Here is an 18364-nt window from a genome sequence, read left to right as displayed (position 1 = left end):
GCTTTTTACTTAAGCGAACCGCTGTGTATCAGGCTGGCAAGACTGCATGGTAAGCACTGGCAGTGATTTCATAAGATCTGAGACGTGACTCATGATTGAAAATCTGTGAAGTGATCATGAGTTCATCAGCGCCGGTTTTGGCGATAAAAGCCTGGATCTCACTCAGCACCTTTTCGCCAGTGCCTATCGCTGAACAAGACAATACCTGATTCAAGATCGCCCGCTCGGCTCCGCCTATTTGATTCCATAGATCAAATACGGGTGGCGGCAATTTTGTCGGGCTGCCACTGCGCAAATTGATAAATGCCTGTTGCATGGAAGAGGCTAGAAAAACCGCTTCTTCCTCGGTGTCTGCCGCAAATACATTGAAGCCAAGCATGACATACGGTTGATCCAGGTACGACGAGGGCCTGAAGCTGTCTCTGTAAATTTCAATCGCCTGCATCAAATAAGCCGGTGCAAAATGTGAGGCAAACGCAAACGGCAAGCCCAGGGCGGCAGCCAGTTGTGCACCAAACAGGCTGGAACCCAGTATCCATATGGGCACATTCAATCCGTTGCCTGGCACCGCTTTGACCGGCCGTTTCGGTTCGGCGGAAAAGTAATCCAGTAACTCCACCACATCCTGTGGAAACGCATCCGGATCCGAGTCCAGGTGACGGCGCAATGCACGCGCTGTGAGCTGGTCTGAGCCTGGCGCACGTCCGACGCCGAGGTCTATGCGCTTGGGAAACAGGGACTCAAGCGTGCCGAATTGTTCTGCGATAACCAATGGTGAGTGATTTGGCAGCATAATGCCGCCAGCGCCTACCCGTATTGTTGTCGTGCCTGCAGCGACATGGCCTATCAGGATAGCGGTAGCCGCACTTGCGATGCCCGGCATGCCATGATGCTCTGCGAGCCAATAGCGATGGTAACCCAAATTTTCCGCATGCTGCGCCAGCGCGAGCGTGTGTTTAAATGATTGCGCCGCATCACTGCCTTCAGCAATGGGGGAAAGATCAAGGACGGATAATCGGGTGCTCATTTTCTTCTTAGTCATTTAACAGTTGATAGCTTTGATTGTGCTGTGGCGATTGGTTCATGCCTTAGGTTAATTTTAAGGAATATCTGCTACTCTAGCCGACACTCTTGCTATTCAGTTTTCGATGAAACCCGATCAATCCTCTTCCAGCTTGCATTCCCGTAACTTACATCGCGCCGGTTACGATTTTGCTGCGCTGGTGCAAACTCATCCGCCATTGTCTCAATATGTGCGAGCAAATGTTTATGGCGATGCTTCAATAGACTTTGCCAATCCGCAGGCGGTGAAAGCACTGAATCAGGCTTTGCTCAAACACGATTACGCTGTAGCCGTATGGGATATCCCCAAGCAGTATTTGTGTCCGCCGATTCCGGGGCGGGCGGATTATGTACATTATCTGGCGGATCTATTGGCAGAAAGCAAAAAGTTAAAACTTGAGCAAGTGCGGATGCTGGATATTGGGACCGGGGCTAACCTGGTATATCCCTTAATCGCTAGCCATGCATATGGCTGGCAATGTGTGGGTGTCGATATTGACCAGCAGGCATTACGTAACGCGCAACACATCATTGGTGCTAATAGTTTGCAACAGCACATTTCGTTGCGTCACCAGCCAAACTCCGCAAATATTTTTAGAGGTGTGATATTGCCTGGCGAACAGTTTACGCTCACCTTATGCAACCCGCCTTTTCATGCCTCGGCTGAGGCCGCGCAGACGGGCACGCAACGTAAATGGCGCGGTTTGGGCAAAAGCCCGGTGCAGGCCCTCAATTTTGGCGGCCAGTCCAATGAGTTGGTGTTTGCGGGTGGTGAAGCAGCTTTTTTGGTGACTATGATCAACGAGAGCAAGTCATTCGCCAGGCAGTGCGTCTGGTTTACCACGCTGGTATCAAAGGCCAATAATTTACCTTTAGTTTATCGAACCTTAGATAAGGTGCAGGCTGCGACGGTTAAAACCATCCCCATGGCGCAGGGGCAAAAGCAAAGCCGGTTTGTGGCGTGGTCGTTCCAACCCGGGTAGTGTTTGAAATCGAAACTTTAATGAGCCGCTCACGTTTTTTATCGAAAACTGAAAGTGAGTATCTGGAAATGTAGCCCGAGAAATTCCGGCGCGATTGTAATGAATTGAAAACCCCTGATGAGAAACTGGTTATTTCGGCAAGCTTGTATTAGCATGAATCAGTGTATTTCTGCTATTGATATAGCGCAAGCAGGCATTTAGGGTAAAGAATTACAATGAGTTTAGAGGGGCGTATTGACGAGGCGTTGTTTCATCGGCTGATGGCGAGTGCCCATATTCCATTGATAGGCAGCGCGCTTGGCGGATTGCTGATTACCATTTCACAGCTGGATTCCGACAAAAGCCACCAGTTTTTAACCTGGATGCTGCTGGTATATTTGGTCATTTTATTGCGCTGGTGGCTGACGCATCGCTGCAAACGCAAACTGAAGAAGCATGGATTTAACCCGCTCCTGATGAATAAATATTGCCTGACACTGGCATTGTCTGGCGTAGCATGGGGCGCTTTGGGATTTCTGATCACGGATGCCTCGCCGATGACGGTGGTTATTGTGGTAACTGCCATTCAGGCGATGGTGATGGGCGGGGTGGTGACCATGGCTGCCTGTATTCCCGCTTTCCTGGCTTTTAGCTTGCCTGCTATGTTGCCTAGTGTGCTGGTATTCGCGTTAGGCAACAGCGTACCTAACTTCATCATGGCTGTATTTAGCGTCATTTTCTATTTGCTGATGATAGGCGTCGCTTTTCATTTCAATAAGTCTTTACGCCACGCCCAGCGGGTCAGCTTTGAAAATGAGGATCTGATAGGGTCACTGAAAGAGGCTTACCATAAAATCTCCGCGCAAAACCTTGAATTAAACCATGTCGCACATCATGACATTTTAACCGGACTGCCTAATCGCAAGTTGCTGGCCGTGCGTATGCAACAGGCCATGGAGATTGCCGAAGTGAAGAACACCAGCACGGCCATTTTGTATCTGGACCTGAACGGGTTTAAGGCGATTAATGACCAGCTGGGACATGAGGCTGGCGATATGGCATTGATTGAAGTCTCCCGCCGCCTGGGCAAGGTGATCCGTGGTAGCGACACCCTGGCCAGGGTTGGCGGTGACGAATTCGTGATTGTGCTTTCTGATCTGCAAGGCAACGCTGCGGCTTCGGTGGAAATGGTCGCCAATAAATGCCTGATGGTGTTTGAACAGGTATTTAAGATCCAGTCCGCAGAGCGCCAATTGGGCGCGTCGATTGGGTTGGCTATCTGCAAGGAGGGCAACACTATTGAGCAGTTACTTTCACTTGCTGATAAGGCGATGTACCAAGCTAAGTTATTGGGCCGCGGCAAAATATACTGGGCCGCATAAAAGCCGGTAACTAATCTTCTTCAGACTAGTCTGACAGTCATTGTTTTTTCAATTGATTTGCAACCCTCATTTTGTGGTGAGGGGGGTAAATTGCCGTGCATTCTTCCACATATTCAATGATTTGATTTTTGCCGTTTAACATATATTAACGGTATTTGTGCGGGAATTATTTACACCTGTTAGCTGTATATCTTAATATTGAAGCAGTACGCCAGCATCTTGTATGCAGTCTGTGCAAGCGCTGAAAAATGCAGGTACAGGGTGAATTTTACAATGTCTTTCTATAGCGGAGTGGGTAATGGGCACGTCGCAATCTGTAAAGCATCATCAGCAATTGACGCAGTTGTACCTGGCACTCAGCCAGTGTAACCAGGCAATTGTTCAAAGCCATGACAGGCAGGCGCTGTTTGAAAAGATCTGTCGCATCATTGTAGATTTTGGTCACGCCAAACTGGCCTGGGTTGGCCAGGTCACGCCTGAGACAAGGCAAGTCACCGTCGCTGCCGCTGTTGGCACTGGCCTGGAATACCTGAGCCAGGTGTCTATCTCGGCAGACCCTAGCAAGCCTAATGGGAGAGGGCCTTGTGGTACAGCCATCGCTACTGATCAACCTTTCTGGTTGCAAGATTTTCAAACCAATCCGGTCGCGACCTTGTGGCATGCTTCCGCTTCAGAATTCTCGTGGAAAGCCGCCGCTTTTTTACCTTTGCATAGTGAAGGTAAAGTAGTTGCTTGCCTGTCATTATATGCCTCAGAAGAACATGCTTTTGATCCCGACACACAGCGTTTGCTGATAGACATGGTGACGAATATTGATTTTGCACTCGACCGTTTTGTTGTACAGCAAGAACGCACGCAGTACCAGCAGAGCCTGCTGGCCAGTGAGCAAAGAGCGCGGCTGGTCATGGAAAACGCCCTCGATGCGATTATCAATATGGACACGGCCGGGAATATTATCGAGTGGAATCGGGCGGCAGAACGTATTTTCGGGCATCCTCGTAGTGAGGTAGTGGGCAGGTGCCTCGGGGAGGTGATTGTGCCCCCGGCTTACCGCGAGGCACACGATCAGGGCCTGAAAAGATTGCAGCAGTCTGGTGAATCCAGACTGCTGGGACGGGCTATTGAAATTTCGGCCATACGCCGCGACGGCAGGGAGTTCCCGGTTGAATTAACCATTATTGAAATTGAACGTAGTGGCGAACGGTATTACAGCGCTTTTTTACGCGACATTACGCGGCGTAAGGAGTTTGAGGCGCGCATACGCTTTTTGGCCGATTATGATGCGCTGACCGGCCTGCCTAACCGCAACCTGCTCAATGAACGTGTGACGTTAGAGATAGAGCAGGCTTGGGCCAATGACAGCCAGTTTGCCTTGATGTTTCTTGACCTTGACCATTTCAAGGATGTGAATGACAGCTTGGGGCACAGGTATGGCGATAGCCTGCTGATCGAATTGACCAAGCGCTTTCAAAACCTGGTCCGCCCTGAAGATACGATTTGCCGGTTGGGTGGCGATGAGTTTGTGTTTTTACTGGCCGGTGCCGGGCATGATGTCGCTAAAGAGGTGGTTGAGCGACTCCTCAAGGCGATAGAAGAACCGCTCATGATAGACCAGTACCAACTCAGCATCACTGCATCTGTCGGTATCGCCATTTATCCGGATGATGGCCTGGATATTGAGAGCCTGCAACGCAATGCCGATGTTGCCATGTACCGTACCAAGAAGGAAAGCCGCAATGGCTACCGCTTTTTCAGTAACCAGATGCAGATCCAGACTACCCGTCATTTGCAACTGGTGAATGCATTGCGGCAAGCCATTGCCTTGAAACAATTAACGGTGCATTACCAGCCGCAGCTGGATCTGCATACCAAAAAACTGGTGGGGGTAGAAGCGTTGTTGCGCTGGAGTCATCCGCAGTTAGGCGAGGTGCAGCCGACAGAGTTTATTCCGCTGGCTGAATCCAGTGGCCTGATTATCTCTATCGGCAGCTGGGTGCTGGAGCAGGCAGTACAGCAAATCGAGCGCTGGCAGGAGGCGGGCATTACCAATATCTGTGTCTCGGTCAATTTATCCAGCATCCAGTTCCGCGACCCTGAGTTACCTTCGCTGGTGCAGGCCATCCTGCAACGTTACCATGTGCTGCCACAATCTCTGGAACTGGAGCTGACAGAAGGTGTCGCGCTGGAAAACCCGGAAGGTGCCGTGAGCATGATGGATGCGCTGGACCAGCTCGGAGTGCGCTTATCGATTGATGATTTCGGTACCGGCTACTCATCCCTGAGTTACCTTAAAAAATTCAAGGTATATAAACTGAAGGTGGACCAGTCGTTTGTACGTGATATTTCAACCGATGATGAAGACAAGGCCATTGTGATCGCTATTATTAACCTGGCTCGCAGCCTGGGGCTGAAAACGATTGCTGAAGGCGTGGAAACTCCCGAACAAAAAGCGTTTTTACTGACACATGGTTGCGATGAGATCCAGGGCTATCTGTTGAGTCAGCCTATGGCTAGTGAAGAGGCGACGGCTTATCTGCTGGCCAATCAATAACTCTTCTTTTTGAGCAATTGTGGTTTCTTGACTGTCTTCAGGCAGAGATAGCATCGGCTGCCTGAAGTTTTAATCTCTAAAAATACATTCCGAATAAAATGATTGACTTCCTAAATGATAATAATTATCATTTACCTGTCTTTTAACGAAAAGGAGATCCATGATGAAGCGTCAAACTGTAGTAGGCAAGACCATGCTGGCAGGAAAAACGGCTTGTAAAGTGCTTTATCATAAATCTTCTGATACGGTAGAAGTCGAAGTGGGCGGCACCACACTTAAATTCGAGGCTGACAGCTTTATTGTCATCAACGAAATGTTGCGTAAAGCCGCCGCCAGAATCGTGATGCAAACTGAAATAGAAATGAGTGTTTGAAAGGGTAACCATGCAGGCAGCGAGTATCAACACCATGCGCTATGACCCGGCATTGCCTGATGCCGAGTCTGTCATGGCATCTTTGCTTTACATAGCTACTTTATACATTAAAAAGCCGACCTATGAGCTGGCCAAACAGGCGCTGCGCCTGGCCGAGACTTTAACCGCACCCGAATATGCCGATTCAGACCTGATTTGCCGAGTTTCACGCCGTATGTGTGTGCAATGGACGCTGCTGGTCAACGAGCACGAGCAATCTGCATCTGCGAAAACCGGCCACTTACTAACTCAATTGAATGAAAAACTATCATGAGCGAACATTCCATGTGTAAGAAAATTTTGTTATCAGGCCAGGCGGGATTCCGTGTGCATTACTGCGAAAGCCACGGCACCGTTGAACTTGAAATCGGCGCCATGAGTTTACGCCTGGATGAAGATGCGCTGGAAATGATGAGCGATTCTCTGGCAGAGTCTGTGAGCAAGCTCCAGGCGTTGCAAGCGACCAAAGGCTCATTCGAAGCGTTTATGCGCCAATTGAAAAACGCCTGATTCAGCTGCTGATCGTAGCGCGTATTAAAACTCGCGATGATTAAAAAAGGCAATGACGGTTAAGTCATTGCCTTTTATGCTTTCTTGCGGCGGAAATGTTTATCCGCGTCTAATGATTAGTCAGCCAGTTTTTCACTCACATTTTTAGTGAGTTCACCCAACGTTTTGTTCAGGTTTTGAAAAGCAACGTCTGAGAGGCCGGTGTCGCAGGCAACCCTTTTTTGAATCTCGGACAATTTGCTGCGCAGATTCTGGCCTTCTTCCGTCAGAGTCACAATCACCACGCGTTCGTCATCTTTCTGGCGGGTACGGGTAGTCAGTTTTTTCACTTCCAGTCGTTTGACAACTGGTGTGATAGTGGCCGGTTCCAGCAATAATTTCTCGGCGATCTCTTTAATCGAAAGCTGCTTGAATTGCCACAAAGCTACCAGGACCAGATACTGCGGATAAGTTAAATTGAGTTTATCAAGATCCGGCTTATATGACCGAAGCAGGGCGTGTGTAGCTGAGTAGAGTGAGAAACAAAGCTGATTTTCTAGGTATAAATTCGGCATGTTGTTGAATATTAATTGTCATCAATAGAATTAAAGGATTACAGCATCAATTCAAACCACTGTCTATAGTAGTTTGACGTAGTTATGTATGCAAATGGATACAACGGTCTTTACTTTGATTAAATAGATGTTAATCTGCGCTAAGGCGGGGTAAGCGGTTTCCAAACACGCTGTGCAACATCTCTAAAAATGGTTTAAGTTAAGATAGAATAGGGCACGCACAACACATGATGTGCACTCTAGTATTAAACTTATGCTGCCGTCCATCACCTTTCTTGATCTCGAAACTACCGGCGCCACGCCGTTAAAAGACCGCATCACCGAAATCGCGCTGGTGCGATTTGATGAGGGTGTAGAAACTGCCCGCTGGCAAACCCTGGTTAATCCGCAAATGGCGATTCCGCCGTTTATCCAATCGTTAACCGGTATCAGCAATGCCATGGTTGAACACGCGCCGCTTTTTTCTGAAGTAGCCAGCCAGTTGCTGGCTTTTCTCGAAGGCACAGTGCTGGCTGCGCATAATGTACGCTTTGATCATGGCTTCCTTAAAACAGAGTTCAAGCGCCTGGGCATCACCCTGCAGCAAAAGGTGTTATGCACTGTCAAGCTTTCGCGCCTGTTATACCCGCAACATTTCAGCCATGGGATTGATGCGATCGTAGCACGGCACAAAATCGAAGGCATCGCGCGACACCGCGCCATGGGCGATGTTGAAGCCATATTGCACATGCTGGCTGATGCAAGGCAGGAGTTCGGCGAAGCCGTGATTCAATCCGCAGCACAAAAGCTGATGGCAGCGCCGGTATTGCCAGCCCATATTGATGCCAGTTTGATTGGTGAGTTGCCGGAATCACCAGGCGTGTATAAGTTTTATGGTGAAGATGATGTGTCACTCTACATCGGCAAGGGCGTCAATGTCCGCGCCCGTGTGCTTGCGCATTTCAGTAGTAATAAAGCCTCCGGCAGGGAAGTGCGACTGATACAGGAAATCAAACGTTTTGAATGGATTCCTACTGCAGGCGAATTGAGTGCCTTGCTATTGGAAACGCGGTTACTCAAAGTGCAAAAGCCGTTGTACAACCGCCAGTTAACGCATGAACACTCATTGTGCAGCTGGCAACTCGACCCGCTGTCACAACCGGTGGTCAGGCTGGTTGATGGAAATGATCTAGACCCCAGCCAAATGGCAGGCTTGTTCGGCACTTTTAAGAGTAAAAAACAGGCTACAGAAGCGCTGCGCAAAATAGCTGAGCGCAATGGTTTATGCCTCAAGTTATTGGGGCTGGAAGGCGACAGCAGTGGTCCCTGTATGGCTTTCAGGCTTAAACGTTGCAAAGGTGCCTGCTGTGGCCTGGAACCCTCCGAGATACACAGCTTGCGTCTGCAGCAGGCGCTTGTAGCGCATAAACTCAGCACCTGGCCTTATCCAGGAAAAATCGGCATTGAGGAATACAACATGGAAAACGATATACGCCAGATTCATGTGTTTGAGCACTGGGTATATTTAGGCGCGGCTGATAATGATGAAGATTTGCAAATGTTGCGCGCGCAAAATACGCCGCTTCATTTTGAGCTGGAAACCTATAAATTACTGCTTAAAGTATTGCCGCAAAAAAAGACCCGTGTGCTGAATCTGGCAGCTTGATGCGCGCCAGCCCAGCTTGCACGGGTGCAGGGGTAGTCGAATGACCTGCTGATTAACTTCAGTCAGGGATCAGTTTATTTTGGCAGATAAAAGGTGCTGTCAGTAGATACCGTCTCACCGGAAGGCTGGGCGGTCACTTCAATAGTGATGCGCTGGCTGCCGGTTTTTTCAGTATGCGGCACGGCAAGGTTTAGCGGTACTAAAGCTTCTTCAGTCGCACTTACAGTGAGTGACTGTTCACTTTCCACCCTGATATCTGCCATGCCGGTGGCCCGGATGCGGTAATGCTGAGGTTGTTCAGTGGCATTCAACAGATGTAGCTGGTAAAGGTTTTCTACGCCTTGGGGCGTCTCGCGATACATGATGTTGCGGTCACGCATGATATCGACTTTAAAGGCCGGTTTATGCAGCATGCTGTATGCCATCCAGCCGAATATCAACGTAAACAGCGCGCTATAAATCAGCACACGCGGACGCAGCATATGATTGAGTAATCCGTGTTCACTGGTATTACCGCCTGCTGAAAAACGGATCAGCCCGCGCGGATATTGCATCTTGTCCATCACCTCATCACAGGCATCGATACACAATCCGCAACTGATGCATTCATATTGCAAACCCTGGCGGATGTCTATGCCGACCGGGCATACCTGCACACAGATGTTGCAGTCTATGCAAGACCCTAAGCCCTGGGCCTTGAAGTCCTGACCTTTGCTACGCCCGCCGCGTGGTTCGCCGCGTGCGCTGTCATACGCTACTATCAGTGTGTGATTATCAAACATGGCACTCTGGAAACGGGCATAGGGGCACATATGCTTGCAGACCTGCTCGCGCAGAAAGCCGGCATTGCCATAGGTGGCTATGCTGTAAAAACCGAACCAGAACCATTCCCAACCACTCAGCTGAAAATTCAGCAATGCCGGGGTCAGTTCGCGAATAGGTGTGAAGTAGCCGACAAACGACAGGCCGGTCAGCATTGCGAAACCGAGCCAGACACCATGCTTGCTAAGTTTAATACCTGTTTTTCTTAATCCCCAGGATTGGGCATCCAGCTTTTGCCTTGCCATGCGGTCGCCTTCAATGCGGCGTTCCATCCATAAGAAAATTTCTGTGTATACCGATTGCGGGCAGGAAAAGCCACACCACAAACGACCGGCGACAGCGGTGAACAAAAACAATCCCAGTGCGCATACGATCAGCAGCAGCGCCAGGTAAAACAGATCCTGCGGGAAAATCACCATGTCAAACAGGTAAAAACGCTGCGCGTTGATATCCATTAAAAACGCCTGGCGTTCGCCATATTGCAGCCAGGGCAAACCGTAAAAAACGATTTGCGTGAGCCAGATCATCAGCCAGCGCCAGTTTTTGAAATAACCGTTGACTGTGCGCGGATAAACCTTCGCCGTCTTTTGATATAAAGAGATGGTTTTTTCCGTGACCGGGGCGGCCACAATGGGGATGACGGTTTTGCTGCGAGAGGCTTGCATGATGACACTCGAAAACGACTGGAGACGAGCGCACTATAGACCGTTTACGCCAGATAAAACAGATTCAGATTTTAATTAAAAAACCATATCAGTTTTGCTGGATATTTGTGTAATCTGCTTGCCCAATGTCTGGATAGCTTGCAGGCTATGCGCATTCAGTGGATGTCCGTAGTTGAATCTGAAGAAGTTGGCATATTGTTGTTGCGATGAAAACATACACCCGGGTGCCAGGCTGATGTTATGCGCAATCGCCTGCTGGAACAGGGGTAAACAGTCGCATTGCTGCGGCAGTTGCATCCAGAAAAAATAGCCGCCTTGCGGCAGGTTGAATCGTACCTGCTCTGGAAAGTATTGGTGAATGGCCTGTGAAAACTGTAATTGTTGCAACATCAGCTGGTGCCTGAGCTGGCGTAGGTATTTGTCGTAACCGCCTTTGGCCAGGTAATTGGCCAGCGCCTGTTGGGCCGGGATAGACGTAGCTAAAGTCGTTGAAATCTTCAGGCGGGTAATTTGTTCAGTAAACCTCCCTGCAGACACCCAGCCTACCCGGTAACCCGGCGCCAGAGATTTTGAAAAAGAACTGCAATGCATCACCCAGCCTTCGGTATCCCAGGCTTTGGCGGGTAAAGGCCGTTGCTTGCCGAAATACAATTCGCGGTAGACGTCATCCTCAATCAGTGGCAATTGATGGCGCGTAATCAACGCCACTAACGCTTGTTTGCTGGCTTCCGGCATCAGGCTGCCAGTCGGATTCTGGAAGTTGGTCATCACCCAGCAGGCTTTGGGTTTGTGTTGAATGATGGCCTGTTCCAGTGCCTGTAAATCAATACCATGTTCAGGGTGGCTGGGCACTTCAATAGCGCGTAGTCCCATTCTTTCAATCGCCTGCAATGCCGCATAAAAGCTGGGCGATTCGATAATCACACAATCACCGGGCTGCGTCACCGCTGCCAGGCTCAGGTTGAGTGCTTCAAGTGCGCCGTTAGTCACGACTATATCTGCGGCATCCGTTTGCGTGCCATCCAATTGATAGCGTAGCGCAATCTGTCGCCGCAGTTCAACATCGCCCTGACCGATATCGCTGACTGTATCTGAGGGTTGCATGCGGCGTACCGCAGCGACCATATGGTCGGCCAGTTTTGAAAGCGGAAAATGTAATGGGCTGGGGAAGGCTGAACCGAATGGTACGTGTTGCGGATCCTTGATGCGGTCCAGCATGGTAAATACCAGGTCGCTGACTTGTAAGGTGGTCGGCAGGCCACTGTGTGTGGGACTCGCTGGCGCAAGTAGCCGCTCTGTGCGTAAAGGCCCGGCCACGTAATAGCCCGAGCGTGGCCGGGTGACCAGCAGCCCGCGCGCTTCCAGTAAATAATAAGCCTGGAAAACGGTGGAAGCATTTACCTGCTTCAGGGCCTGAATCTGGCGAATAGAAGGTAGTTTATCGCCGCGTTTAAGCAAGCCTTGCTGTATGGTGCTGGCGATTTCTTCAGCGATGATTTCGTATTTTTTCACAGGCGGGCCTTGCGTCTTCGTTGCGGGCAACTGATATGGTAAATTAAATCCAAACTGAAGCTGTTTGGCAAGCGCCATTCTGTTTAGGATATTGCTTTTTGCAGATTGAGATATTTCTTCATGTCCCAGTTAATCATCAGCCATACCGAACGCCTGAACAAAAGGCATTACCTGCTCTGGCTAAGCAACGGGCAATCCATGCAGCTTTCAATCACCGATATGTTTAATGTCAAAGTCATGCTGGCCGATCAGGAAGTTGCCGCTGTGCATTTTCAACCATTAAGCTCACTGAATAATATTGAAATGCCGCCTTTGTATCGCATTAATGACTATCGTGCGCCAAGCGGTGTTTTTTCTTTATTGGCTGATGGTTTGCTGAATGCCATATTAAGTGTGTATGCCTTCTACACACACGGTATAATCAAGCCTTGGCGGCCAGCACCGGCAAGTAAATCGCTGCTGGCCTGAAACGCATCAATTCACCACCCGCATTCGCTGGAGAATATACGCAAATGTATTTGCATTCTTGAATTAATTGCGTATAATTGCGGGTTCTTTAAAAGGCGACGTTTAAGGCATTTTTATGTACGCAGTGATCAAAACAGGTGGCAAACAGTATAAAGTTACCGCTGGTGAAAAATTAAAAGTTGAAAAATTGGTTGGTGACGTGGGCTCTACTGTTGTGATCGACAAAGTATTGTTGATTGCAAACGGCGAAACAACTACGGTTGGCGCACCTTTGATAGCCGGCGCTACAGTGAATGCCACAGTGGTATCACATGGCCGTGGCGACAAAGTAATGATCTTTAAAATGCGTCGTCGTAAGCACTATCGCAAGACTCAAGGTCATCGTCAGAGCTATACTGAAATTCAAATCGATACTATTTCTGCTTAATCGGCAGATTGCTAGAGTAAGGAATAAAACATGGCACACAAAAAAGCAGGCGGTAGTTCACGTAACGGCCGCGACTCACAAGCCAAACGCCTGGGCGTAAAAGCTTTTGGTGAAACAGTAGTTAACGCCGGCAGCATCATCGTGCGTCAACGTGGTACAAAAATGCATGCTGGCGAAAACGTTGGTATGGGTAAAGACCATACACTGTATGCACTGGTTGAAGGCAAGGTTAAATTTGCTATCAAAGGTGCGTTGAAGCGTCACACAGTGAGCATCGAAGCGGTTTAATCGCAGATTCATGTAAAAAGCCCTGTCGCTTGACGGGGCTTTTTACTTTATAGTTATCAGATTGTAGCCTTGTATGATTGCCTGTTACTAAGCACAGGCAATTTGAAATTTTAAGATGCAGTGCAAGGCACACGGCGCGCAAAAAACCGGAATGTACAAAAGTACATGAGGATTTAGAGCACCGTGTAACGCAACAATGCGCTTAAAAGGCAAATTGACATGAAGTTTATTGACGAAGCTACTATCAAGGTTTACGCCGGTGACGGCGGCAATGGCGTAGCCACATTCCGCCGTGAAAAATACGAACCTATGGGCGGCCCCAACGGTGGCGATGGCGGCAAAGGCGGCTCGGTTATTGTGCTCGCAGACCGCAATATCAATACCCTGGTGGATTACCGATATACGCGTACTTTCAAGGCGCAACGCGGTGAAAACGGCAGCGGATCAGATTGCTATGGCAAAGGTGGCGATGACATGGTGCTGCGTGTACCTGTAGGGACCACGATCAGCGATAAAGCCACCGGCCATGCCATGGTCGACCTCAATGTAGACGGCCAGCAGGTGATGATCGCCAGTGGCGGTAAAGGTGGCCTGGGCAATATTCACTTTAAAACCAGTACCAACCGCGCGCCGCGCCAATGTACCAAAGGCGATCCTGGTGAAGCTTTCGAGCTCTATCTGGAGCTTAAGGTGCTGGCAGATGTTGGTTTGCTGGGCATGCCTAATGCAGGTAAATCTACCTTTATCCGCTCTGTTTCTGCAGCCAAGCCAAAAGTAGCTGATTATCCATTTACAACGCTGCACCCCAATCTTGGCGTAGTACGCGTCGATAGTAACCGCAGTTTTGTGATCGCCGATGTGCCTGGGCTGATTGAAGGCGCCGCTGAAGGTGCCGGCTTAGGCCATCAATTCCTGCGCCATCTGCAACGTACTTCTTTATTGCTGCATTTAGTCGATATCGCGCCATTTGATGAAATGGTCGATCCGGTGAAAGAGGCCAAGGCCATCGTTAACGAGTTGAAGAAATACGATCAGGAACTCTATGACAAGCCGCGCTGGCTGGTGTTGAATAAGATCGACATGCTCCCTGACAGCGCTGAGAAAGTCGCAGCTTTTGTCCAAGCCTATGGCTGGGATGGTCCCGTGTTCGCAATCTCTGCGATCAGCGGTATTGGCTGTAAAGAACTTACTTATGCCATCATGGACCATATCGACCAGGCGCGTGTAAAACGCCATGCTGAAGCTGACCAGCTGCAAGCAGCGCCGGCTCAAACGCCACAAGTGATTGAATAAATAACAGATAATAAAATCGGTATGGGTGTCTCCCTTATTCAAGATAGTAAAACCCTGATTGTGAAGGTCGGGTCCAGCCTGGTCACCAATAATGGACAGGGTCTGGACAGGGCCGCGATTGCTGCCTGGGCCGAGCAAATCAGTGCCCTGGTTAAGCAGGGCAAGCATGTGGTGCTGGTCTCCAGTGGCGCGGTTGCAGAAGGCATGCAGCGCCTGGGGTGGAAAAAACGCCCGGTGGAGATCAACGAGTTGCAAGCTGCTGCAGCAGTAGGGCAGATGGGGCTGGTACAAATGTATGAGCAATGTTTCGCACAACATGGCTTGCACACCGCTCAATTACTGCTGACCCATGACGACCTGGCTGACCGCAAGCGCTATCTCAATGCGCGCACAACCTTACGCACCTTGCTAGATTTGAACGTGATTCCCATCATCAATGAAAATGATACGGTGGTCACTGAAGAAATCCGTTTTGGTGATAATGACACGCTGGGTGCGCTGGTCGCTAACCTGATTGAAGCCGATGCGCTGATTATCCTCACTGACCAGCAAGGCCTTTACTCTGCTGATCCGCGCAAAGATCCCAAGGCCGAGTTTATTCATTCCGAAATGGCAGGTAATCCTGCTTTGGAAGCGATGGCAGGTGGCGCTGGCAGCGCAGTCGGCACCGGCGGCATGCTCACCAAAATACTGGCTGCCAAACGCGCCGCCAACAGTGGTGCGCATACCGTGATTGCTTCAGGCCGCGAGCCTGAAGTCCTGATCAGGTTAAGCCAGGGCGAAGCGATCGGTACCCACCTGCAAGCCGGTAAAATGAAAATCATCGCCAAGAAACAATGGCTGGCAGATCATTTGCGCCTGGGTGGAAAACTGGTGCTTGATGACGGCGCGGTAAATGTATTATGCAAAGATGGCAAAAGCCTGCTGCCTATCGGTGTGGTGGAAGTGATAGGCCAGTTTGAGCGTGGCGATGTGGTCGCCTGTGTCGATGCTGCAGGTAAGGAATGGGCACGAGGTATTGTGAATTACCATGCCAGCGAAGTACGCCGCATCATGCGCAAACCAAGTAGCGAGATTAAAAACATACTTGGCTACGTAGAAGAAAAAGAACTAATCCACAGGGACAACCTCGTGGTGTTATAACTCGCTATGCATGCTATTGCATGGCGATTTAAGCCTTAACCAAACACGTTTTTGCACTGAAAAAGTTAACTAAAAAGGTTGTGTGATATGAGTAAACCTCTGGTAGCCATCATTATGGGTTCTGACAGCGATTGGCCGGTCATGAGAAATGCCGCGCAAATGCTGGCGGATTTTGGTGTCGCTTATGAAGCGCGCGTGGTATCCGCACACCGGACGCCGGACCTGATGTTCCAGTTTGCTGAATCTGCGGCTGCTAACGGTTTCCAGGTGATCATCGCTGGTGCTGGCGGTGCTGCGCATCTGCCAGGCATGGTGGCAGCGAAAACGACATTGCCGGTACTGGGTGTGCCGGTGCCATCCAAGCATTTGCAAGGCCAAGATTCATTGTTATCTATCGTACAGATGCCTAAAGGTATCCCGGTGGCTACATTTGCGATTGGTGATGCAGGCGCTGCCAATGCCGGTCTGTTTGCAGTTTCAGTACTGGCCAACCAGGATGCAGCTTTGGCACAAAAACTGGCAGAGTTTCGCCAGAAGCAGGCTGAAAAAGTGCATGCCATGACCTTGCCTGAGCAGCCTTAATTTTTATTCAAGAAACATATCCTGGCTTAGCGTTACAAATAATTAGAATAACCGCACAAGGTAATTCTGTCAGGGCATGATGGGGATTGTTGATGAGTTCGCAAGCAGATATTCAAAATCAAAGTTTAAATAATTCAAATGAATCCAGCGTGATTCAGCCAACCGCCATGTTGGGCATGTTAGGCGGCGGCCAGCTTGGTCGTTTTTTTGTGATTGCAGCCCACGAAATGGGCTACAAAGTCACTGTGCTCGATCCGGATAAAAATAGTCCGGCAGGCATGATTGCGGATGTGCATTTATGTGCAGCTTATGATGATGCGTCTGCCCTGAAAACCATGGCTGAAACCTGCGTGGCAATTTCAACCGAGTTTGAGAATGTGCCTGCCGAAACACTGGCAACGCTGGCAAAATCGACCATTGTCCATCCAAGCGCCCATGCCGTAGCCATTGCCCAGCATAGAATTAAGGAAAAAACTTTTTTCAAAGAAGCTGGTTTGCCTATAGGCCCTTTTGTCGCAGTCACCAATGCAAGCGATTTGCCGGAAGATGGCGACATGTATCCTGCGGTACTTAAAGTGGCGCGTTTTGGCTACGATGGCAAAGGCCAGGCGCGGGTGGCCAACCAGGCTGAAGCCAAAGTCGCTTTCCAGAATTTCAAGCAGGAAGTCTGTGTGCTGGAAAAAATGCTGACGCTGGACCTGGAAGTCTCCGTGGTGCTGGCGCGTGATGTGCATGGCAACATTGCTGCATTCCCAACCGCTGAAAATAGCCACCTGAATGGCATCCTGGATGTCAGCATCGCGCCGGCGCGTTGTTCTGAAGTGATCAAGGCTAATGCACAGGAACTGGCGAAGAAACTGGCAGCCAGACTCAATTATGTCGGTGTGTTAGGCGTGGAGTTTTTCGTCGTCGGTAACCAGTTACTGATTAACGAAATTGCGCCGCGGCCACATAATTCCGGTCATTACACGCTGGATGCCTGCATCACCAACCAGTTTGAACAGCAGGTGCGCGTCATCACTGGACAGGCGCTGGGTAACCCCAACCTGCACAGCAATGCCGTGATGGTCAATATTCTCGGCGATAGCTGGTTGTACAGCGGTAAACAAAAAGAGCCAGCGTGGGATAAAGCTTACGCTCACGGTAATCTGAAGATGCATTTATATGGCAAACATGAGCCGCGCAAAAGTCGCAAGATGGGTCATTTCACTGTGATAGGGGAGGATGCGCAGGCAGTATTAAACACAGCCAAGGTTGCCCGCAGCGAATTGCATATCGGCGAATAAAAGTCAGTATAAAAAAGCCCGTTAACCCGGGCTTTTTTATTGGTATTAATCACGATCTCAGTAGCAAAGAATACAGTAATAGCACTAAGCATTCCCGGAGCGGGGATCAGCAGCATAGAACTTTTGAAATCCAGGCAAGAGGCACTTAGTGTATTCGCTACAAATGACGGGCAATAAAAAAGCCGGACATCTGTCCGGCTCTTTTAGTAAGCACCCCTACTGAAATTATTCAGCAGCTTTTTTCGCGCGAGGCTTGGCAGCAGCTTTTTTGGCTGGCGCGGCTTCGGCTTTAGCAGCAGCTTTTTTCGGAGCTGCTTTAGGAGCAACTGCTTTTTTCACAGAAGTCAAAGTCGCAGGTACGTCACCTGACAATGCTTTGATCGCAGCTGTCAAACGGCTTTTGTGACGGGCAGCTTTGTTTTTGTGAATGATTTTTTTGTCAGCGATACGGTCGATCACGCTTACGTTTTCCTGGTAAGACGCAACTGCTGCAGCTTTGTCACCAGTTTGAATTGCTTTAATTACTTTTTTGATCGCAGTGCGTAAAGTTGAACGTAACGCAGCGTTGTGCGCGTTCACTTTTACGGATTGGCGCGCGCGTTTGCGTGCTTGTGCGGTATTTGCCATATCTGTTTATCCTGTAACTTTTCAAAAGGGGTGTAATACGAAACCGTGCATAATACTGTTTTTGCTCTGTTTTTGCAAGGCGAAAATCATATTTCTGCTGATTCGAAATAGTCGCGTGGTAAAATCGCCCGACTCAAGAACAATTGTTCTAAAAGATTGAAAATTGCAGGCGG

General features: G+C 49.5%; 19 protein-coding genes. 14 read left to right on the top strand and 5 right to left on the bottom strand.

The features are described 5' to 3' along the window. Window positions 1-28: 28 nt before the first annotated feature. On the bottom strand, window positions 29-1027 hold the full coding sequence (locus tag ACFQ2T_RS06375; RefSeq protein WP_379032027.1) for an LLM class flavin-dependent oxidoreductase: 999 nt from the start codon (window positions 1025-1027) through the stop codon (window positions 29-31). 121 nt (window positions 1028-1148) lie between these two features. On the opposite strand from ACFQ2T_RS06375, the gene rlmF reads away from it, so the two are divergent. The 6 genes from rlmF (at window position 1149) to ACFQ2T_RS06345 (ending at window position 6879) form a co-directional block, all read left to right on the top strand. Beyond that, on the top strand, window positions 1149-2045 hold the full coding sequence (gene rlmF, locus ACFQ2T_RS06370; protein ID WP_379032024.1) for a 23S rRNA (adenine(1618)-N(6))-methyltransferase RlmF: 897 nt from the start codon (window positions 1149-1151) through the stop codon (window positions 2043-2045). Window positions 2046-2260: 215 nt separating this feature from the next. Beyond that, window positions 2261-3406 carry a diguanylate cyclase domain-containing protein gene (locus ACFQ2T_RS06365; RefSeq protein ID WP_379032021.1) on the top strand — a complete coding sequence of 382 codons (1146 nt, stop codon included), beginning with the start codon at window positions 2261-2263 and terminating at the stop codon, window positions 3404-3406. 298 nt (window positions 3407-3704) lie between these two features. Then, the gene (locus tag ACFQ2T_RS06360) at window positions 3705-5957 is read left to right on the top strand and encodes a putative bifunctional diguanylate cyclase/phosphodiesterase (protein ID WP_379032019.1); all 2253 of its coding nucleotides are present in this window, start codon (window positions 3705-3707) and stop codon (window positions 5955-5957) included. A 160-nt stretch (window positions 5958-6117) separates the two neighbouring features. Further along, entirely contained in the window at window positions 6118-6330 is a 213-nt protein-coding gene (locus tag ACFQ2T_RS06355) for a hypothetical protein (protein WP_379032017.1), read from the top strand. Window positions 6331-6340: 10 nt separating this feature from the next. After that, window positions 6341-6643: a hypothetical protein gene (locus ACFQ2T_RS06350; protein ID WP_379032014.1), complete on the top strand. Its 303-nt coding sequence runs from the start codon at window positions 6341-6343 to the stop codon at window positions 6641-6643. 11 nt (window positions 6644-6654) lie between these two features. Beyond that, window positions 6655-6879 (top strand): hypothetical protein, encoded by a 225-nt coding sequence (locus tag ACFQ2T_RS06345; RefSeq protein WP_379032011.1) that lies wholly within the window; start codon window positions 6655-6657, stop codon window positions 6877-6879. Between the two features lie 116 nt (window positions 6880-6995). Here ACFQ2T_RS06345 and ACFQ2T_RS06340 read toward each other — a convergent pair whose 3' ends face one another. After that, window positions 6996-7433 (bottom strand): MarR family winged helix-turn-helix transcriptional regulator, encoded by a 438-nt coding sequence (locus ACFQ2T_RS06340; RefSeq protein ID WP_379032008.1) that lies wholly within the window; start codon window positions 7431-7433, stop codon window positions 6996-6998. Between the two features lie 253 nt (window positions 7434-7686). On the opposite strand from ACFQ2T_RS06340, the gene ACFQ2T_RS06335 reads away from it, so the two are divergent. Continuing rightward, a complete protein-coding gene (locus ACFQ2T_RS06335; protein ID WP_379032005.1) occupies window positions 7687-9078 on the top strand; it encodes a 3'-5' exonuclease family protein in 1392 nt (463 codons plus the stop codon). 74 nt (window positions 9079-9152) lie between these two features. Here the strand turns inward: ACFQ2T_RS06335 and ccoG are convergent, their stop codons facing one another. Together ccoG and ACFQ2T_RS06325 are read right to left on the bottom strand one after the other, a co-directional pair. After that, window positions 9153-10565 (bottom strand): cytochrome c oxidase accessory protein CcoG, encoded by a 1413-nt coding sequence (gene ccoG / locus ACFQ2T_RS06330; protein WP_379032000.1) that lies wholly within the window; start codon window positions 10563-10565, stop codon window positions 9153-9155. Between the two features lie 75 nt (window positions 10566-10640). After that, entirely contained in the window at window positions 10641-12077 is a 1437-nt protein-coding gene (locus ACFQ2T_RS06325; RefSeq protein WP_379031998.1) for an aminotransferase-like domain-containing protein, read from the bottom strand. 120 nt (window positions 12078-12197) lie between these two features. Between ACFQ2T_RS06325 and ACFQ2T_RS06320 the strand changes: the two genes are divergently transcribed. The 7 genes from ACFQ2T_RS06320 (at window position 12198) to ACFQ2T_RS06290 (ending at window position 17564) form a co-directional block, all read left to right on the top strand. After that, window positions 12198-12545, top strand: coding sequence for a hypothetical protein (locus ACFQ2T_RS06320; protein WP_379031995.1), 348 nt, complete (start codon window positions 12198-12200; stop codon window positions 12543-12545). A 115-nt stretch (window positions 12546-12660) separates the two neighbouring features. Beyond that, the gene (gene rplU, locus ACFQ2T_RS06315) at window positions 12661-12972 is read left to right on the top strand and encodes a 50S ribosomal protein L21 (RefSeq protein WP_055826691.1); all 312 of its coding nucleotides are present in this window, start codon (window positions 12661-12663) and stop codon (window positions 12970-12972) included. A 30-nt stretch (window positions 12973-13002) separates the two neighbouring features. Further along, window positions 13003-13260, top strand: coding sequence for a 50S ribosomal protein L27 (gene rpmA, locus ACFQ2T_RS06310; RefSeq protein ID WP_055826688.1), 258 nt, complete (start codon window positions 13003-13005; stop codon window positions 13258-13260). A 219-nt stretch (window positions 13261-13479) separates the two neighbouring features. Next, window positions 13480-14553 (top strand): Obg family GTPase CgtA, encoded by a 1074-nt coding sequence (cgtA, locus tag ACFQ2T_RS06305; RefSeq protein ID WP_379031992.1) that lies wholly within the window; start codon window positions 13480-13482, stop codon window positions 14551-14553. Between the two features lie 21 nt (window positions 14554-14574). After that, window positions 14575-15696 carry a glutamate 5-kinase gene (gene proB / locus ACFQ2T_RS06300; RefSeq protein ID WP_379031990.1) on the top strand — a complete coding sequence of 374 codons (1122 nt, stop codon included), beginning with the start codon at window positions 14575-14577 and terminating at the stop codon, window positions 15694-15696. 87 nt (window positions 15697-15783) lie between these two features. Beyond that, window positions 15784-16278: a 5-(carboxyamino)imidazole ribonucleotide mutase gene (gene purE, locus ACFQ2T_RS06295; protein ID WP_379031987.1), complete on the top strand. Its 495-nt coding sequence runs from the start codon at window positions 15784-15786 to the stop codon at window positions 16276-16278. Window positions 16279-16370: 92 nt separating this feature from the next. Beyond that, the gene (locus ACFQ2T_RS06290; protein WP_379031985.1) at window positions 16371-17564 is read left to right on the top strand and encodes a 5-(carboxyamino)imidazole ribonucleotide synthase; all 1194 of its coding nucleotides are present in this window, start codon (window positions 16371-16373) and stop codon (window positions 17562-17564) included. A 225-nt stretch (window positions 17565-17789) separates the two neighbouring features. Here the strand turns inward: ACFQ2T_RS06290 and rpsT are convergent, their stop codons facing one another. Next, the gene (gene rpsT, locus ACFQ2T_RS06285) at window positions 17790-18191 is read right to left on the bottom strand and encodes a 30S ribosomal protein S20 (protein ID WP_379031983.1); all 402 of its coding nucleotides are present in this window, start codon (window positions 18189-18191) and stop codon (window positions 17790-17792) included. Window positions 18192-18364: the final 173 nt, after the last annotated feature.

This window comes from Methylophilus flavus, assembly GCF_042678905.1.
Lineage (GTDB): Bacteria > Pseudomonadota > Gammaproteobacteria > Burkholderiales > Methylophilaceae > Methylophilus > Methylophilus flavus.
The sequence above is the reverse complement of the archived record's forward strand: the minus strand, read 5'-3'. Positions and strand labels throughout refer to the sequence as shown.

Bases quoted from the DNA above. Each gene is read 5' to 3' on its own strand.
- ACFQ2T_RS06320 (WP_379031995.1), top strand. From the start codon at position 12,198: ATGTCCCAGTTAATCATCAGCCATACCGAACGCCTGAACAAAAGGCAT.
- proB (WP_379031990.1), top strand. From the start codon at position 14,575: ATGGGTGTCTCCCTTATTCAAGATAGTAAAACCCTGATTGTGAAGGTC.
- ACFQ2T_RS06335 (WP_379032005.1), top strand. From the start codon at position 7,687: ATGCTGCCGTCCATCACCTTTCTTGATCTCGAAACTACCGGCGCCACG.
- ACFQ2T_RS06340 (WP_379032008.1), bottom strand. From the start codon at position 7,433: ATGCCGAATTTATACCTAGAAAATCAGCTTTGTTTCTCACTCTACTCA.
- ACFQ2T_RS06290 (WP_379031985.1), top strand. From the start codon at position 16,371: ATGAGTTCGCAAGCAGATATTCAAAATCAAAGTTTAAATAATTCAAAT.
- ACFQ2T_RS06350 (WP_379032014.1), top strand. From the start codon at position 6,341: ATGCAGGCAGCGAGTATCAACACCATGCGCTATGACCCGGCATTGCCT.
- rpsT (WP_379031983.1), bottom strand. From the start codon at position 18,191: ATGGCAAATACCGCACAAGCACGCAAACGCGCGCGCCAATCCGTAAAA.
- ACFQ2T_RS06345 (WP_379032011.1), top strand. From the start codon at position 6,655: ATGTGTAAGAAAATTTTGTTATCAGGCCAGGCGGGATTCCGTGTGCAT.
- ACFQ2T_RS06365 (WP_379032021.1), top strand. From the start codon at position 2,261: ATGAGTTTAGAGGGGCGTATTGACGAGGCGTTGTTTCATCGGCTGATG.
- rlmF (WP_379032024.1), top strand. From the start codon at position 1,149: ATGAAACCCGATCAATCCTCTTCCAGCTTGCATTCCCGTAACTTACAT.
- ACFQ2T_RS06375 (WP_379032027.1), bottom strand. From the start codon at position 1,027: ATGAGCACCCGATTATCCGTCCTTGATCTTTCCCCCATTGCTGAAGGC.
- ACFQ2T_RS06360 (WP_379032019.1), top strand. From the start codon at position 3,705: ATGGGCACGTCGCAATCTGTAAAGCATCATCAGCAATTGACGCAGTTG.
- rpmA (WP_055826688.1), top strand. From the start codon at position 13,003: ATGGCACACAAAAAAGCAGGCGGTAGTTCACGTAACGGCCGCGACTCA.
- rplU (WP_055826691.1), top strand. From the start codon at position 12,661: ATGTACGCAGTGATCAAAACAGGTGGCAAACAGTATAAAGTTACCGCT.
- ccoG (WP_379032000.1), bottom strand. From the start codon at position 10,565: ATGCAAGCCTCTCGCAGCAAAACCGTCATCCCCATTGTGGCCGCCCCG.
- cgtA (WP_379031992.1), top strand. From the start codon at position 13,480: ATGAAGTTTATTGACGAAGCTACTATCAAGGTTTACGCCGGTGACGGC.
- purE (WP_379031987.1), top strand. From the start codon at position 15,784: ATGAGTAAACCTCTGGTAGCCATCATTATGGGTTCTGACAGCGATTGG.
- ACFQ2T_RS06355 (WP_379032017.1), top strand. From the start codon at position 6,118: ATGATGAAGCGTCAAACTGTAGTAGGCAAGACCATGCTGGCAGGAAAA.